Annotated in this window: 16 protein-coding genes and 1 pseudogene; 3 read left to right on the top strand and 14 right to left on the bottom strand. The window is 73.4% G+C overall.

The features are described 5' to 3' along the window. Position 1 precedes the first annotated feature (1 nt). The 14 genes from H305_RS0139545 to H305_RS0139480 form a co-directional block, all read right to left on the bottom strand. Complete coding sequence (locus H305_RS0139545; protein WP_028805334.1) at positions 2 to 1,111, bottom strand: zeta toxin family protein; 1,110 nt, start codon at positions 1,109 to 1,111, stop codon at positions 2 to 4. Continuing rightward, positions 1,108 to 1,437: a hypothetical protein gene (locus H305_RS0139540; RefSeq protein WP_028805333.1), complete on the bottom strand. Its 330-nt coding sequence runs from the start codon at positions 1,435 to 1,437 to the stop codon at positions 1,108 to 1,110. The genes H305_RS0139545 and H305_RS0139540 overlap by 4 nt, the downstream gene beginning before the upstream one ends. Beyond that, positions 1,434 to 2,705 carry an amidase gene (locus H305_RS48385; protein ID WP_324608136.1) on the bottom strand — a complete coding sequence of 424 codons (1,272 nt, stop codon included), beginning with the start codon at positions 2,703 to 2,705 and terminating at the stop codon, positions 1,434 to 1,436. The genes H305_RS0139540 and H305_RS48385 overlap by 4 nt, the downstream gene beginning before the upstream one ends. A 289-nt stretch (positions 2,706 to 2,994) precedes the next feature. Next, entirely contained in the window at positions 2,995 to 4,296 is a 1,302-nt protein-coding gene (locus H305_RS49630) for a tetrahydrofolate dehydrogenase/cyclohydrolase catalytic domain-containing protein (protein WP_051371483.1), read from the bottom strand. Positions 4,297 to 4,303: 7 nt separating this feature from the next. After that, entirely contained in the window at positions 4,304 to 4,753 is a 450-nt protein-coding gene (locus tag H305_RS0139525; protein ID WP_028805332.1) for a hypothetical protein, read from the bottom strand. Positions 4,754 to 5,036: 283 nt separating this feature from the next. Next, a complete protein-coding gene (locus H305_RS0139520) occupies positions 5,037 to 5,432 on the bottom strand; it encodes a DUF4913 domain-containing protein (RefSeq protein ID WP_028805331.1) in 396 nt (131 codons plus the stop codon). Next, positions 5,429 to 7,183 carry a type IV secretory system conjugative DNA transfer family protein gene (locus tag H305_RS0139515; protein WP_028805330.1) on the bottom strand — a complete coding sequence of 585 codons (1,755 nt, stop codon included), beginning with the start codon at positions 7,181 to 7,183 and terminating at the stop codon, positions 5,429 to 5,431. Before H305_RS0139515 ends, H305_RS0139520 begins: the two co-directional genes overlap by 4 nt. A gap of 43 nt (positions 7,184 to 7,226) precedes the next feature. After that, entirely contained in the window at positions 7,227 to 8,708 is a 1,482-nt protein-coding gene (locus H305_RS0139510; RefSeq protein ID WP_199791521.1) for an ATP/GTP-binding protein, read from the bottom strand. Further along, positions 8,705 to 10,198: an SCO6880 family protein gene (locus H305_RS0139505; RefSeq protein WP_028805328.1), complete on the bottom strand. Its 1,494-nt coding sequence runs from the start codon at positions 10,196 to 10,198 to the stop codon at positions 8,705 to 8,707. Before H305_RS0139505 ends, H305_RS0139510 begins: the two co-directional genes overlap by 4 nt. A 105-nt stretch (positions 10,199 to 10,303) precedes the next feature. After that, complete coding sequence (locus tag H305_RS0139500; RefSeq protein ID WP_028805327.1) at positions 10,304 to 11,455, bottom strand: hypothetical protein; 1,152 nt, start codon at positions 11,453 to 11,455, stop codon at positions 10,304 to 10,306. Position 11,456: 1 nt separating this feature from the next. Then, the gene (locus tag H305_RS0139495) at positions 11,457 to 12,236 is read right to left on the bottom strand and encodes a hypothetical protein (protein WP_028805326.1); all 780 of its coding nucleotides are present in this window, start codon (positions 12,234 to 12,236) and stop codon (positions 11,457 to 11,459) included. Positions 12,237 to 12,292: 56 nt separating this feature from the next. Beyond that, the gene (locus H305_RS0139490; protein WP_028805325.1) at positions 12,293 to 12,592 is read right to left on the bottom strand and encodes a hypothetical protein; all 300 of its coding nucleotides are present in this window, start codon (positions 12,590 to 12,592) and stop codon (positions 12,293 to 12,295) included. A 357-nt stretch (positions 12,593 to 12,949) separates the two neighbouring features. Continuing rightward, complete coding sequence (locus tag H305_RS0139485; protein ID WP_028805324.1) at positions 12,950 to 13,210, bottom strand: hypothetical protein; 261 nt, start codon at positions 13,208 to 13,210, stop codon at positions 12,950 to 12,952. Further along, positions 13,207 to 13,743: a DUF6668 family protein gene (locus H305_RS0139480; RefSeq protein WP_028805323.1), complete on the bottom strand. Its 537-nt coding sequence runs from the start codon at positions 13,741 to 13,743 to the stop codon at positions 13,207 to 13,209. The genes H305_RS0139485 and H305_RS0139480 overlap by 4 nt, the downstream gene beginning before the upstream one ends. Positions 13,744 to 13,956: 213 nt before the next feature. On the opposite strand from H305_RS0139480, the gene H305_RS0139475 reads away from it, so the two are divergent. From H305_RS0139475 to H305_RS0139465, 3 genes and pseudogenes are all read left to right on the top strand, one after another. Then, a complete protein-coding gene (locus H305_RS0139475; RefSeq protein WP_234021392.1) occupies positions 13,957 to 14,967 on the top strand; it encodes a peptidoglycan DD-metalloendopeptidase family protein in 1,011 nt (336 codons plus the stop codon). A 17-nt stretch (positions 14,968 to 14,984) separates the two neighbouring features. Beyond that, entirely contained in the window at positions 14,985 to 15,686 is a 702-nt protein-coding gene (locus H305_RS48375) for a hypothetical protein (RefSeq protein WP_051371480.1), read from the top strand. 8 nt (positions 15,687 to 15,694) lie between these two features. Continuing rightward, positions 15,695 to 16,400 (top strand): annotated as a pseudogene (locus H305_RS0139465) (hypothetical protein); the annotation flags it as partial.

Here is a 16,400-nt window from a genome sequence, read left to right as displayed (position 1 = left end):
TTCATGGCGTCCGCGGGGGCCGGGGCGCAGGCGTCCTGGCCGTGACCGCAGGGCCGGCGGGCGCCGCCGGCGGCCCGCCCGTGGCCGTACCGGAGCCCGAGCGCAGCCGGCCCGCGGCGGCGACACGCAGGACGGCGTCGCCCTCCCGGAAGGCGGTGGCGGCACCTGCCCCGAGTACCGCCCGTGCCGTGCGGTCCGCCCGCGTGCCGGGCCCGCCCGGGAAATCCCCCCGTTCCGAGGTGATCAAGCCGGTCGCCAGCCCGGACGCCACCAGCTTCTCGGCGTTCTCGCGGCCGACGGAGAAGCCGCGCCCCGAGGTGCTCTGCGCATAGAGTTCCTTGATCATGTCCTCGGGTGCCATACGTCCTCCGTACCGGTCACGGCCCGCGTCGAAGTCGGCGCGGCCGCGCTGCCAGCGGCTCGCGTTCTGGGCGAGGCACTGCTCGACCGGCACCTCCACGGACAGCAGGACCCGCCTGTCGTAGCCGCCGGCGCGCAGGTCGCCGAGGAGCTTCTCGTTCCACCGCTGGTCGCGCAGCGTCGCGTCGTAGAGAAGGTTGTGGCCCTCGGCGCGCGCCCACTGCTCGAAGACGCCCTGGAGGAACGCCGACTCGCGGTGCGTGAGCGATGCCGTCTCCGACGGGGACAGCAGGCGACCGTCCGGCAACTCGCGTGCGCGGCCCGGAAGACGAGGGGTGCCGCCGTGCTCGGACAGCGCCACCTTGAACTCGTCCGGGTCCAGCACCACGTAGTCGCGTACGTCGATGCCGTGCACCCGGGCCAGCGCCCGGCCCAGCTCGTCGTCACGTCCCTGCCACTCGGCGAGGCCGCGCAGCGCGCCGCCCTTGCCCGCGCCGGGCGCCCCGGCGGTGAGCAGCGCCGCGTGGCCGTCGCGCGGCAGTCCGGTGCAGCGGGCCTTGAAGTCCTCCAGGACGGCCTCGTGCAGGCGCTCGCGGTCCGGCGTCCACAGCGCGCCGTGCCGGAACCGGCTGTACGTGTCGCCGTCCCCGGGCGCCAGATCGCCGCCGGCCGACATCCGGGTCTGCAACACCCGGTACAGCGCGCGGTATTCAGGTGCGAGCCCCGCCTCCGGCCCGTCGTGCGCGGTCATGGCCGCCGTTCGGCCCCGTCGCCCGCCCCGCCGTCGGCGCGGAGGTCGATGCGGCGCTGGATCTCCACGACGTCCTCGCGGGTCAGTTGCCCGAGCAGCCGCGCGGCGGAGACCACGGACAGGGTGTTGTCCTGGTGGGTGGGTTCGGGATGCCCTTCGTCGAGCCCCTCCTCGGGCTCGAAGGGCCAGGCGGCGACGGTCGCGATCATCTCCTCGCGCCCGACGAACCCGGCGGAGTAGAGGCCGAGATAGGCGCGCAGGGAGAGGGCCGGACCGGCCCCCGGGGTCGCGTCGTCGGGGGTGCCGTGTGCGGGAGTCTCGTTCATCGGTGGGGTCTTCCTCGTCTGCTTCTGGTCTCGGGGCCGGCCGGGGTGCTGCTCGTGATCGACGCGGTGGCCGCGGCGGTCGGTGCCGCCACGTCCCGTTCGCCGTCGAAGACGGGAACGAGGGCGGCCCGGTGCCGCTCGGCCCGTAGCGCGACGTCCAGCAACAGCGGTTCGCGGTCGTGCGCGGCGACCAGCTGGAGTCCGACCGGGCAGCCGTCGGGGCCGAGGCCTGCGGGGACACTCGCCGAGGGATGTCCGCTCAGGTTGAACGCCCAGGTGAGAGCGGTCGAGTAGCGGTCGCCGGGGCCTTCGTGGCCGTGCGGCGGGTTCGGTGTGGCCGGTGTCAGCAGCAGCGGGACCTCGCCGAACAGCTCCGCGAGACGGCGGTCGTTGGCCGCCCGCACGGTCCGCGCCCGGGAGTCGTCGCCGCCCGGCGTCCGCAGGGCCAGCCAGGCGGGCCCGGGGTCCGTCAAGGTCACCTCGCGCTCCACCAGGCGGACGATCCCGGCCGCGGCGAGCCGCCGCACCTCCGCGAACGCGCGGGCGGCGATGCCGGGATCGGTGTCTGCGAACCCGAGGTCGGCGGACCAGACGGCGGGGACCGGCGGTACGGAGGCGTCGGGCGGTGGCGAAGAGGGGTGCTGTGCGAAAGGGCGCTGGTGCGCGGAGGGGGGCGGCGGCCCGGCGGGGTTCCCGTCCGGGCCTGCGGCCACGACCCGCCAGTACGCGGCGGCGTCCGAGGCGCCGCGCGTGAGGACCCCGGCCGCGGTCAGCCCGGTGCGGTCGGCCGACGGGATCCGGCCGGTCGTGGTCTTCAGGCCGAGGACACCGCACCACGCCGCGGGAATCCGCACGGAGCCCGCACCGTCGCTGCCGGTCGCCAGCGGTACCAGCCCCGCCGCCACCGCCGCCGCGGAGCCGGCCGAGGAACCGCCCGGCGTCCGGTCGGCCCGCCACGGGTTGACGGTCCGGCCGTGCGCCCCGAGGCCCCACGTCTGCCAGGGCGTGCCCGGGCCGGGCACCGACGTGGCGCCTACGGGCACACAGCCGGCCGCGACCAGGGCGCCTGCCGCGCCCAGTCCGTGCCGGCCCTTGACGCCGATCGGAACGCCCGCGAGCGGCAGCCATTCGCCGCCGGCGACCCGCGCGTCCACCTCGGCAGCCCGCCCGAGGGCGTCCTCGGCCCAGACCTCCGCGAACGCCGAGAGGCCGGGGTCCAGCCGTGCGATCCGCCTCAGCGCGGCGTCGACCGCGTCGACCGCGCTCATGGTGCGCGCGCGGACGGCCGCGGCGGTGTCCTCGGCCGACAGCCACCGCAGGGCGTCCGGTTCCGGAGCCCGCGCCGGGGCGGCCGGGTCCACTTCCGCTTCGGGTCTCATGGCGTCGGCCGAGGCTCCTTCGGTACGGCGGGCAGGATGCGTGCGGGGCACGCGCGGGATGCGTGAGGTGCGTTCGGGGGCGGTGCGGGACGGTGAGCCGCGCGTGCGCGGGGCAGGGCCGGGACAAGTCTCGTACGGTCTCGTCCCGGGCGGTGCCCCGCGCCTCGCACGGCGTGGTTCAGCGGCCGGGACCCGGGGCCGGCGGCCTCGGCTGCTGAGGGAGCTGCGGCCGGACCGGTGCCGACGGGCCGCCGCCGGCGGAGGGTCCGCCCGTCGTGTTCGTACCGCCCCCGCTCCCGGCCCCACCGGCGCCGCGCAGCTTCGCGGCCTGGGCGACGGGGTTGCCCGGAGCCGTGGGCGGCCCCTGAGCAGCCGGGCCCGCCTGGTTCGTCGGGCCCGTCTGGTTCGCGGATCCCGCCTGGTTCGTCTGGCCCGTCCGGCTCGCGGACCCCGTCTGGTTCGCCGAAGTCGTCCGGCTCTCCGGAGCTCCTTGAACCGCGGAGGTGGCCTGACCGACGACGCTTCCCTGCCCGGCGGAGGACCCGCGTGCGGCGGCCGCCGCCACCGAGGCGGCGGGTGCCGCCGACGCGCCCTGCGCCATCTGCTCCTTGGTGAGGTACGGGCGCGGCTCGACCTTCCAGGACGGGGCGGCCGGATCGACCTCCCTGCGCACCACCCGCTCCATCAAGGTGGCCATCTCGACGGGCCCGATGCCCCCGGGCACGGGCGTGAGGTGCTGCGGGATGCCGTACGCGGCCCGCTGGACGTCGCCGCGCACACTGCCGTCCGGCTGCGGCACGAAACCGGAGTCGACGACGAGCCGGTGGTGCGGCCGCAGATGGTCGGGTCCCAGGATCCCGGGGTTGCCGGTCACCGAGACGACGATGTCGGCGTCGCGCACCCGCCGCAGGTCGTCCCCGGCGTCGAGCTCCATCAGCCGGTGGCCCTGCTCCCGCAGCGTGTGCACCACGCCCTGTCCGACGAAGCCCTTGCTGCCCACCACCGCGATCGTCGGATCGTCCTGCGCGAAGGGCTGCACCACACGGCAGATGCCTTCCGCCGTCGCGCACGCCGCGTACTGGGAGCGGCCCTTGAGCAGGGCGTCGATGTCCTTGGCCGGGTCCATCCGCTCGACGAGCGGACGCAGATGGGCGGGCGGCGGGAACTGGACGATGATCGCGCGGGTCGCGGGATCCTGGTTGGCGCGGTCGAGGGTCTCGGCGAACTGCGCACGCGTGGTGCCCGGCGGCATCACGATGTGGTCCGCCTTGAAGCCGAGGTGCTCGAAGCTTTTCACCTTCTGCTCGGCGGAGACCTTGGAGGCCTCCAGACGCACCCGCCAGTCCTGCGGATCGTCGGCGGCCGGCTCGAAGCGGATGATCGCCACCCGTTGTCCGGTGGGTTCCACGGCGTCACGGTAGGGCTGGTAGAGCTCTTTGGCCTGACGCAGGACGTCCCGGCCCGACACATGCTCGGTCATCGGCGCCTCATCCCGTCCGCTCGATCCGCGCGAGCACCTGGGCGACGGGGTCGAGCCCGCGGCCCAGCAGTTCCTCCACCCGGCTCGCCGCCAGCGGCTCGTCGCCGGACAGATCGTCGCGGTGCCCCGCAGGCCCGGGGGTCACGGTGACCCGGGTGAAGGTCTCGGGGCCCGTCGGGTCGTGGTAGGAGAAGGACCCGAAGTGGGCGATCCAGTCGACCTGTTCGAGCTGCGGTCCGAAAGCCCGGCGCAGCACCGGCAGCGCCGCGTCGGCGACCGAGCCGAAGTCGTCGGTGATGCCGCGGTCGTCGGGGTTGCTCGCCAGCTCCGACACGACGGCCACCGCCCGGCGTCCGTCGCCGGAGCGGACGGCGCGCACCAGGGTGTGCGCGTGTCCCGCCCGGTGGTGCCGCCAGTCGACGACGTCCTCGAAGTACGGGGTGTGCGGGTGGTTCATGTGTGCTTCTCCTCGACGAGGTTCGAACGGCGGGGACGGCCCGTGCGTGACGGCAGTCCCCGCCGGCCGGTGGTGGCCGGGCGGCCGACCGGGTCCGCGCGGCGGGGCGCCCCGGCATCGGCGGGCGGCCGGCGGGTGTGTGCCGCAGGTTCCGTCCGGTCCGGTCCGCGTCGCGTCCGGGCGGTCCGCGGCCCTTCGCGGCCCGGACCCCGGCGGTGATCCTCCGGCCGCCGGTTCAGTGTAGGGACGCGGCCGCTCCCGCGACCTGGCCGCCGGGGCCGGGTCACAGGCCCGGATGCTTGTCGTACGGCTCGGCGAACGGTGCGGTCTTCGCGCGGTGGCCGCCTTCCTTGCAGCCCGCGAACGGACCGGCGGGCGACCGGAGTTCGGCGAGCACGGGCCCGAGATGGTCACGGTGCCACACCGCCGGCCCGGACGCGCCCGCGGCCGGGTCGGTGTGCTCCTGCCAGGCCAGCCACAGACCGTGCAGCCGGGCCACCGCCTCCAGGTGCTCCCACCAGCGCGGGCACCAGGGCTGCTGCGAGGTGACCTCGCGGCCGTACACGGGCAGCAGCAGGTCCGAGACCCAGACGGAGAGCCCGGTCATCTCGTCGGCGTACTCCTGGCCGTCGAGGTACAGGATGAACGGCGGGGCGGACTGCGCTTCGGCGGTCGTCATCGGGTCGTGATCCCTTCGGCGGCACGGGCGGTGATGGCTTTGACCTCGGCCTGCGCCGCGGTCGCGATGCGGTCGGCGCCGGGTTCGGCGTACCAGGGCCGCAGTCTGACCAGTGCCGGCTTGACGCCGGTGGCCAGGAGCAGCGCGGTGCCCTTGGGCAGGGCCCGGATGCGGTCGGCGGGCAGGATGCGCTCCAGCCGGTACGACGTCGAACGGGACCGTCCTTCCTTGCCCTTGGACCAGCTGACCGTCGACACGTCGTGCTCGCCGACGAGCCGGGAGACCTTCTCCACGAAGTCGGCGTCGTCCAGACCGGCGCCGAGGAGCTTGATGGTGGCGGCCGACCAGAGCGCGTCCATGCCGGCCTCGCCCCACACCCGCGCACCCTGCCGGTAACTCTGCAGCAGGGTCACGATGTTGATGCCGCGCGAACCGAAGTGCGAGTACAGGTCGGGCAGATCGGAGATCCGGCAGACGTTGGCGGCCTCGTCGAGCACCGCCGTCATCGGCGGCTCCAGCCGCCCGCCCATGCGTTCCGCCGCCACGACCCCCGCACGCAGCACCGAGTCCGCCGCGGCGGCGATGACGCCGGCCGCCGAACCGCCGCCGTCCTTGGACAGCAGGTAGAGCGTGTCGTTCGACAGCACGTGCCGGTCCGGCAGGAACTGCGGCAGGTCCGTGTCCGGCGTCACCCATGCGGCGATCGCCGGGTCGAGCAGGCACGCCACGCACTGCCGGGCCGTCTCGTAGATGCCGTCCCGGGTCTCCACGGCGCCCTGCATGGTGCCCTGGAGCTGGTCCGCGAGGGCCGCCATGCCGGCGTCCCGCAGCAGGTCGACGGGCGTGCGGTCGGCCGGGTCCGCCAGCCAGGCCAGCACCTCGCCGATCTGCCGGCCGCCGCGCTGGGCGGCGTGGAAGAGGGCGGTGAGGGTGTTCTGGGCCGCCGAGATCCAGAAGTCGCGGCGGGTCGCGTCGTCGTTGACCGCGCCCACGAAGTGCCCGGCCAGGCGGCGGGCGCCCTCGATCGTCGACGCGTCGGCGAGCATGTCCCACCACAGGGTGCGCGGCGAGTGCGCGATGCCCTGCGGGTCGAACGTCCACACCCGGCCGACGCGTTCGCGCTCGGCGCGCGTCACGCTGTAGACGTCCGCCTTGTTCGACGTCAGCAGCACGCTGCCGCGGGCCCGCAGCACACGCGGCACCGCGATGCCCGTGGACTTGCCCGCACGCGGGGCCATCAGGTCCAGCTCCACGTCCTCGTAGCTGGAGCGGAGTTCGGGGCCACCGGGCTCCAGGTTGCCCAGCAGGTTCCCCGTGTCGTCCGCGGTGATCTTTCCCTGCTTCGCCAGCGCCGGGCGGAGCTCACGGGCCCGCCGCTCGGCGCCCTTGGGCAGGAGGCCGGCCAGTTCCTTGCGGCCCGCGAGCCCGCTGGGCCCGGCCGTCCGGCCCCGCACCAGCAGGACGAGGACGACCACGACGGCGACGACCGCGCCGAACACCGTCGCCATGCCCGCGGCGAGCGCGCCGGCCGAGGCCGTCGGCCACACCGCGGCCGGGCCGTCCTTGACCAGCGTGGACATCGTGGCCAGGCCGAAGGGCGGCGGGTCCCAGCCGGCCCCGCTCACCGCGGCTCCGGCCGTGCCGCCCAGCCAGGCCCCGAAGAAGAGCGTGCCGACGAGGAAGGCCGCGCCCGGCACGATCCAGGGGAGGAGGTCCTCCCCGCTGTGCTGACTCTTGCGTGTGCTGCTCACTGCTGCTCCCCGTTCTGGTGTCCTGCCGCCCCCGCGGCTCGCCCTACGCGCCCTTGGACAGGTTCGGACCTGCCTGAGACCAGCGCGTGTTGGTGTTGTGCAGGGCCCGCTCGGTGTCCGTGATGGACACCTTGATCGGGATGCCGGGACGACCGCCCACCTTGATCAGGAACCGGCCGCGGCCGGGCGGCTCCTCGTTCCCGCCCGTGCTCGCCCAGCCCGGCGGGGACGACCAGGACGACACGAGTTCGATCTCCCGCTCGGACATCCCCACGATCTCGCCGAGTTCCTTCATCTCGGTACGGGGGAGGCCCGCGCAGACGACCATGCCGGCCCGCTCCACGAAGCCCCGTGCCTTGGCGCGGTCCGCCTCGCTGCCCAGCGCCTCGGCGTCCTTCAGCGTGTGCGTGATCTTCGCGTCGCCGAGGCCGAGCGACCGGTTGAGCCGGGTCAGCGCGTCGATCCGCTCGACGATGCCGGAGGCGGCCCGCAGCGGGCGCCACAGCTCGTCCAGGACGGTGAAGAACCAGCGCTGCGGGGCCAGTCCGGCGTCCGCGAGCGCATGCGCGGCGGCCACCGTGCCGAGCCCGTCCGACCAGGCGGCGAGCATCGCGGCCGCGGTCAGCTGGGTGTCCGCCTCACCGATGCGGGAGATGTCCACGCACACGGCGGGGGACGCCGGGTCGATCCGGGTCGACGTCTCGGCCGCGAAGGTGTCGCCGAGGGGGCCGTCCAGCACGCCCAGCAGCGAGCGGTGCAGCGGGTCCACGGCCTCCTGGTACCGGGCCACGTTGCCCCGGTCCAGCGTCACCGCGCGGACCCGGTCGGGGCCCTCGTCGAGCACCTTCAGCAGATCGGGCAGCAGCGGGGCCCGCCCCGGCTTCGAACGCTCCGCCAGGTGGTGCAGACAGGCGGAGAGCACCGACTGCTCGTGGTCGTCCATCGGACGGCCGCGCACGATCGTGATGAGCGCCGCGACCATGTTCAGCACCCGGCCGTGGGCCTCGGCGGCCAGCACCCGGCCGCGCTCGCCGCCGATGCGCACCGCCGCCTCGCCCATCGCACCCGGGTCGAGGACGTTGATGCCGCCGACGCCGCGGCCGATCGAGATGACCTGGCCGCCCAGCGCCCTGACCGTGTCGGCGTAGTCGGGCTTCAGGTCGCCGAGCACCAGCGGGGTGATGCCCGTCGCCGACATCCCGATGAGCATCCGGTTGACCAGGGTCGACTTGCCCAGACCCGGCATGCCGAGCATGAACAGGGACGGGTTGGAGATGTAACGGGCCCGTGTGAACCAGGAGATGGGGTCGCCGCACACCGTCGCCCCGGTGTGCAGGTGCTGGCCCAGCGGGACGCCCGTCATGGGCGCGCCGGAGCCCGCCGCGAACGGCCACAGCCCGCACGCCTGCACGGTGGTCGCCCGCCACAGCGCGGGCGGATCGACGTGCCCGACCTGGCCCCCGGCGGGGCCGTACCAGCCGCGCGGCGGCGCCACCTGCGGCCTCGGCGTCGACTGCTTGCTCACAGCGCCTCCCGGATCTGGTACGGAACGAGGGTGTGCTCCCACGGCAGCAGGCCGACCGGCAGCGTGCAGGTGAACGCGGAGGCCTGCATACGGTCCGCGGGGCGCATCAGGATGCGGGACGAGGCCTGCAGGTTGCGGACGGTGATGGCCGCGTCCTGCAACTGCTCCTCGTCGTCGACGGTGACGGTCACCATCAGCGAGAACTCCACGAGCCCCGCGCCCGCCGCCTCCTCGGCGGCGGTCTGCTCGGCGGCCTGCATCTCGGAGCTGGCCCGCGCCTGCACGAGACCGCGCCGTGAGCCCGCCATGAAGTGGGCGGAGCGCCGGTCGGACTCCACGATGCGGGCGGAGGTCGCCGGGTCGATGGGCCGGTAGATGAGGGAGACCCGCTTGCGCCGGGTGCCCGGCGCGGGTTCGAGGAGGCCGCGCAGCACGCTCGACCTGACCGTGCCGCGCGGCGCGAGCGTCAGCATCCAGGTGCGCGAGACACCGGAGTCGTGCCTGTACGCGGTGACGGTCTCGACGGCCGCCGCCGGGCCCGCGTCGCTCCACTCCAGCCCGGTGGTGGAGTGTTCGGCGCGGGCACTGAGCACGTCGGGGGCGACGGCCGGGTCGAACGCGACCCGTACGATCTCGGCGAGCCGCTCCGCCGCCAGCGGGTACGCGCTGCCGCCGCCGGCCGCGACCAGCCCGGACAGCAGACCCGGCAGCCGCATCGACAGATCGGTGATGATGTCCTCGACCTCACGCTTGGGGCCGCCGGTGGGGCCGTAGGTGAGCGCGATGTACGTGTGCATCTCGGAGGACGCCGACGGGTAGCGCTCGACGACCTCCTCCATCACGGCGCGGGCCGCCGCCGGAGCGTTCGGCGAGATGCGCGGCAGCACCTCGGCCGCCAGCCGCGTCCCGGTGTCCGGGGCGGTCTCCACGACGACCTGCGCGCCGCGCAGACCCGGCTCGTGCGACAGCCGCGACAGCCAGTCGCCCCAGGATGCCACCCAGATGTCGACCTGCTCGGGGTCGACCAGCGAACCGCCGTCCGGTTCACAGGCCAGCACCACGGTGTACAGGCCGCGGCCCGGGTGGTGCAGCACGCCGAAGGAGCGGTTGTAGGCGTCGCGGCCCTCGTACATCTTGGTACGGGCGAGCAGGCCCGGCGGCTGGTAGCGGCCGCCGGGGCGCTTGGACAGCGGCCCGGAGACGTAGGTGTGCGAGCCGTTCGCCTTGCGCTTCATCCAGCCGATGCGGATCGCGAGGACCTGGTAGACGTTGCGGCCGTCGACGGTGCGCAGCGCCAGCGGGGCGAGGAACAGCGCGACCGGCACCAGCACGACCACCGCTGCCAGCAGGGACACCAGTGACGCCAGCAGTGCCACCAGCAGTCCGCCGAAGGCGACGACGGTGCCGAGCAGACCCAGCGGACCGAGTCCGGGACGGCGGGGCCTGCGCCAGTTCCCGTACGTGGGACGCGTCATGGCGTCGGTGGACATGGGGTTCCTTCTTCCGGCTCGACTCAAAGTGCTTCGGGTGTACGGGGACGGGGGAGCGGGGCGCCGCCTCACCGGGCGGTTCGCCCCGCTCCCGGGGCCTGCTGCCTACTGGTTGTGGCCCTTCATGCCGTCGTTGTCGTCAAGGGAGTTGGCGACTTCCGTGGCGGCTGCGACACCGGTCTGCACGGCGACCGCGGCGGCCTGCACCGCGAGGGCCGCGCCACCCGTGGCGGCTCCCGCCGCGGCGGCACCGCCTCCTGCGGCGGCGCCTCCCGCGCCCCCGGCCCCGCCGGCGGAGGATCCGGCACCCGAGGACGGCGAGCCCTTCGGACCGGCCGCGCCGCCGCCGCCTCCACCGCCTCCACCGCCGCCTCCGGCACCGCCCGCGGCGATGCTGACGGCCCCGGTGGCCACGTTGTTGGCCGCGTTGAGCGCGACCGTGCCGCCGGAGGTGCCGCCGAGGGCCGCCGTCGCGGGGACGATCAGCTTGAGCAGGGCCGGCAGGGCGAAGACCGCCATGATCAGCATGCCCATGCCGGCGATGGTCTGGTCGAGGTTCTTGGTGTCCTGCGTCATCGACGTGGCCGAATAGATGATCAGCGCCGCGGCCGGCTTGTAGAGCAGCCAGGCCCCGAGCCAGCCGACGTGCTTCTTCCACCAGCCCTCGCCCCACCCGGTCATCGAGGAGGCGGCGGCCAGCGGCAGTGTGCCGACGAGCATGATCAGGACACCGATGCGGATGTACATCAGACAGATCTGCACGAAGCTCGACAGCATCACCAGCAGACCGAAGATGAGCACCAGTCCCGGCTGGTTGAGCGTGATGACGCCGAGCATCGTCGACGCGCGGTCGCCGAGGTCGGACTTGGCGTACACGTGCTGGGCGTACAGGTCCGACGCCTTGGTCAGCGCCTGCACCACCGGCACGGCGACCGCGCCGACCAGGATGACCTTCCACATGCCCATGAAGGCCTGCTTCATGGGCTGGCCCTTGCGTTCCAGGGCCATTCTGATCGCGGCCACCAGCAGCGACGCCACGGCCACGTACGCGACGATCCAGTCGATCTCCGCGTCGATCAGCCCGATGGGCTGGGAGGGGTCGTCCACGTCGACGTGCATCCAGACGCCGTTGAGCGCCTTGAGCACCTCGGCCGCGGCGTCACCGATGGCCTTGGCGAAGACGGTGACGGCGCCCTCGGTGAACTCCGAACCGACCTCGTCGATCACACAGTCGACGATCTTCCAGCTGCAACTCATCTCACGCCCCCCACGTGACGAAGCCCTTGGTGCCGCTGACCTGCGACATACCGGAATAGACCGTGCCGTCGGCGTCCGGCGCGAGCTTCCAGTCGCCGTCGTCCCAGCGCATGGTCACCGACGCGGTGCCGTAGGCGTCCTTGCCGGGGACGCGGACCACGACCATCACCGTCGTCTTCTGCTTGTCGTAGGACAGGACGGTGAACCCGGCGTAGCCGCCCGCGTCCTGCGAACCCGAGCTGGGCTTGTCTCCCTCGGCGGTGCGGCTGCGGATCAGCGCGTCGCGGCCGGGGCCGGCGACGACCTGACGGTCCACGACCTCGCGCCAGCCCTGGTAGCTGAGGTGGTCGGTGATGGAGTGGGCGGCCAGCACGGCGCCCATCGGCGTGTGCGCGAAGCAGGACCAGACCGGTCCGTCGTACTTGAGCGGCCCCACCGTCTTCGAGACCGGCACCAGGCCGGTGCCGTCGGCCTTCCAGGTGAAGTCCTTCGGCACGCTCGTCGGCTTCGCCTGGTCGCTGTCGTCGGTACGGCAGCCGGCGGGCCGGGCGTCCGTACCCTCCTTGCCCCCGCCCGAGTGCGAGCCGGAGGACGAGGTCGGATTCGGGTCCGGGTCGCCCGACGCCTGCGGCGACCGTCCGCCGCCGCCGTCCAGCATCGTGAAGACGGCGAGGACGAGCAGCACCAGCAGGAACCCGGCCGACAGGATCCAGCCTCGCTGCTGCCAGAACGGCTGCTCCCACTCCCCGCTGCCCCCTTGGGACCGGCCGGAGTTCAGCATGGTTTGCGCTCCCTTCGGATCGGGTCGTCGAATCGGTTCGTCCGGTCGCCCGGCGGTCAGGCGAAGACGAAGGTGACGACAGGACCCGCGGTGGCGACGAGGACACAGCCGCCGAGGACCATGCCCAGGCGGCCCATGTGCTCCGAGCCCTCGCCGCGGCGCATGGAGATCGCCATCATCGCGCCGGTGATGAGCACACCCGCGACGCCCGCCGCGGTGCCGGCCCAGGCGAGGATGCCGAGGACGGTGTCGACCTTGCCGGTCAGCGCGCCCGGCGCGTTGCGGTTGGGGTCGGGCACCTTTCCGTCCGCCAGGTAGATGTACTCGTGTGCCTTGGCTGCTATCGCCTTGAACATGGCTTCTCCCCGATGTGGTCGGCTGCCTCGCCGACAACGTGCTTGCTGTGAGCGGTGCTTGAGCGGTGCTTGAGCGGTCGCGCAGGAGGGACGAGGGCGGTGTGGCGCCCGGGTTCCCGGTTGCACAGTGAGCTTGGCGACTGCCGTGGGGTCAGGCCAAGCGATGTAGTGATCCAGCACCTGTCGGTGACGTGTCCGTGACACACGGGAAGAGTTCGTCATCAAGTAGCAGGTGGGACGACGGCCGGGCGCGACGAACTGAGGCACCCTCACGGGGAAGTGAGGGTGCCTCAGGCGGAAACGAACGAGGGAAGCTGTGCCCCCATGACGGAGGAGCGCGCCGGCGGGGGAGCCGGCTCAGATGACGAAGCCGACGATCGGGCCCGCCGTGGCGCCGATGACGCAGGCGCCCATCACCATCAGGAACTGGCTCATGTGCTCGTCCCCGTCACCGGTCTTCACGGCCAGCGCCATGCGGCTGCCCACGATCAGCAGCCCCGCCACACCGGCCGCGGTGACCAGCCAGGCGATGAGGTTGAGGACGAAGTCGAGCTCTTTGGTGACACCGGCGGGCGGGCCCGCGGCCAGCGTGCCGGTCAGGGTGTGCAGGGTGCTCATGGGGTGGTCCTCCCGGTCAGTCGGGCCAGTGATGTGATCTCGCGCGGCAGCGGTCCGGTGAGGTCGCCGGTGCGCCAGTCGGGCACCCACGGCACCCGGTAGACGTCGATGACGGAGCTGATCACCTTGATGCGCTGGGCGAGTTGGCGGGGCAGCCGGCCGGGTGCGTCCGCGACCAGGACGATGGCGTCGAGGTCGAGCCCCGGCGGCGCGTCGCCGCGCCGGAAGATGTCGAGCGTGTGCGAGACGGCCTCCAGGCCGGCGGCGTGCGTGCGCCCGACGAGCAGCACCGAGCCCGGCTCGCCCTGGTCCGGCCGCGGCCAGCTGCGGCCCGCGTCGTGACCGCCGAAGACGGTGGCGAGCGTGGAGGCGCCGGCCCCGCCGTGCGTGGCGACCCAGGCGAACTGCCGTGGATTGACGACGGCTTGAGCGGGCGCGGACCCCTCCTCGCGCTGTCGCGGCTCCGGTTCGCCGACCGGACCGCGGATCCAGATCTCCGGCCCCTCCGGCCCGTGCCGTTGGTTCCCCTGCATCGCGCCCCCCTTCATCGCCACTCTCCTCCGTCGTCGTCCCCACCGATCTTCACGTCGCCCGAACAGGTTAGGTAACGGGGTGTGAGTTCCTGGGACGAGCCTGTGACGTCGCGGTGACGCAGGCAACGGGTGGGAGCCGAGAGACTCAACAGCATGTACACGACCGGAACTTGAGGCTGAGGGGAGCCGATGTCCAACGGGGGCGGAAGCACCATGACCTGGGTGGTCGGCGGTTGCATAGCCGCGGTGATCATGCCGGTGGTCATGATGGTCGGAGTGAGCGGGGCATCGAGTGAGGACGGCGGCGGGGCGGGCGGGGGCGGCGGGTTGAAGGACGGCGCCGTTCCGCAGCAGTACGTGCCATGGGTCCTCAAGGCGGGCGCGTTGTGCGACGTCATCAAGCCCGCCGTCATCGCCGCGCAGATCGAGGCGGAGTCGGGCTGGAACCCCAATGCCCAGTCGCCCGTGGGCGCCGAGGGGTTGTCGCAGTTCATGCCCGGGACCTGGCAGACCTGGGGACGGGACGACGACGGCAACGGCCGTGTGTCCCCGTACGACCCGGGCGACGCGATCATGGCCCAGGGCCGCTACGACTGCGCGCTCGCCAAGCAGGTCGAGGGCTACAAGAACCGTGGCGAGGCCCGCGGCGAGACCCTCGACCTCGCGCTCGCCGCGTACAACGCGGGACCGGGCGCGGTCCACCAGTACGGCGGCATGCCCCCGTACACCGAGACCCAGAACTACGTCGCCAAGATCAAGTCGCTCATCTCCAAGTACGAGTCGGTGGACGACGCGCCGGGCAAGATTCCCGACGGGCAGCAGATGGCGATGCCGCTCCCCGGCAAGCCGCCCATCACCTCTCCGTACGGCATGCGCATGCACCCGATCCTGCACGTCAGAAAGCTGCACACGGGCATCGACTTCGGCGCCGCGGCCGGTACGCCGTTCAAGGCGGCCCGGGACGGGACGGTCACCTTCGCCGGATGGTCCAACGGGTACGGAAACCGTGTCGTGATCTCCCACGGAACCATCGACGGCGACCAGATATCGACCACCTACAACCACATGTCCGCCCTCAGCGTCCGTGTCGGTCAGAAGGTGAAGGTCGGTCAGCAGGTCGGCGCGGTGGGCTCCACCGGCTACTCGACGGGACCCCACGCGCACTTCGAGGTCCAGCAGAACAACAAATACGTGGACCCGGCACCCTGGCTGGGGCTGAAGTGAGAAGGAGGGAGGCGACGATGAGCACGCGTACGAGGACGATCGCCGTAGCGGTCGTGTCCGTGACGGGCCTGCTGGCGTTGACGGGCTGTGGCCTGCAGGACCATCGTGATGTGGTGGGTGTGCCGGGTGCGTCGCCCTCCGCGGTGCCCTCGGTGGCGCCGAAGGCACCCCTCCCGTCCGGCAGGCCGCTGGGCGCGGACGCGCGGGTGCCGCGCCCGTCGGGCGTCGACGGGACGGACGCGACGGACGTATCGGAGGCGTGGGCGGAGGTGGCGTACGGCTATGACACGAAGTACGACTCCGGTCCGCACGACGCCGTGCTGCGCTCGGCGCGCTGGTTCACGGCGAAGAAGGCCGCCGCCGAGCGGTCCTACCGGCCGGCCAGCGGTGCGGGCGACGCCTGGAACACCTGGGCCGGGCACAAGGCCTGGACCACGGTGGAGGTGACCCCCGACGACGACGGCGACGGCCCCAGGGACACGGCCGTCCTCGCCTACCGCGCCCTCTACGTCGACGGCACGGCGCACGGCCGCGACGGCTGGACGGGCACCGGGCCGCGCGCGAACGTCTTCCTCAAGCTCACACGGGCGGGGCAGGGTCAGCCGTGGCACGTCGACGAGGTGAACGCGGTGGAGGCCGCGGCCCCCCCGTCCCCGGAATCGTCCTCCGCGTCCTCCTCGACTCCGTCCTCCGCCGCCTCGACCGAACACCCCGAGTGAGGGAACCGATGTCTCGACTCAGCCGCGAACAGAAGCGGGAACTCAAGCGGCAGCGCTCGGGCGGTGTCGCCCCCGGAGGGCACCCGGCCACCGGGATGACGCCGATCGAGGTGCACGTGCCGGTGACCGCGGACCGTACGGGCGCCGGCGCCACGGTCGGCGGGATGCCGGTGGTCGCCGCGCCCGGCGAGAACGTCCAGGACGCCGTCCTCACCTACCTGCACCGGCTCGTCCTCGCCACCGGCCATCCGGTCCTCGCCACCGTCGACGACGAGCGCATCGGGTACGTCGTGCCGCTCCAGGTGCACGTGGACGGGTCCAGCCAGTACGCCGGGGAGCCCGTGCGGGTGGGCCCGGGGGCGCCGGTGACGGCCGCCGAGCCGGAGCCGCGGCGGACCAGGCCGACGCCGGCGCCCCAGGTTCAGGCACCCGCGCCGGTGTCCCAGGCCCAGCCTCAGGCACCCGCGCCGGTGTCCGCGCCGGTGTCCGGGGAGGGTGCGACACCGGTTCCCCACCGGGACAAGGCGACATACGTCCTGCGCGCGGTACCGGAACCGGACCCCCAGCCGGCCCCGGAGCCCGCCCCCGCGCCGCGGCCGGTGCTCACCCCGGAGCCGCAGCCCGGGCCGGCGCCGCATTCGGTCCGCGCGCCCGAGCCGGCCCCCGCGCCTGCGCCGCAGCTCGCGCCGATGCCTGCTTCCGTGCCGCAGTCGG

This window comes from Streptomyces sp. 142MFCol3.1, from assembly GCF_000424945.1.
Classification (GTDB): Bacteria; Actinomycetota; Actinomycetes; order Streptomycetales; family Streptomycetaceae; genus Streptomyces; species Streptomyces siamensis.
Note: the sequence above shows the minus strand (reverse complement) of the source record. Positions and strands in the feature narration are given on the sequence as shown.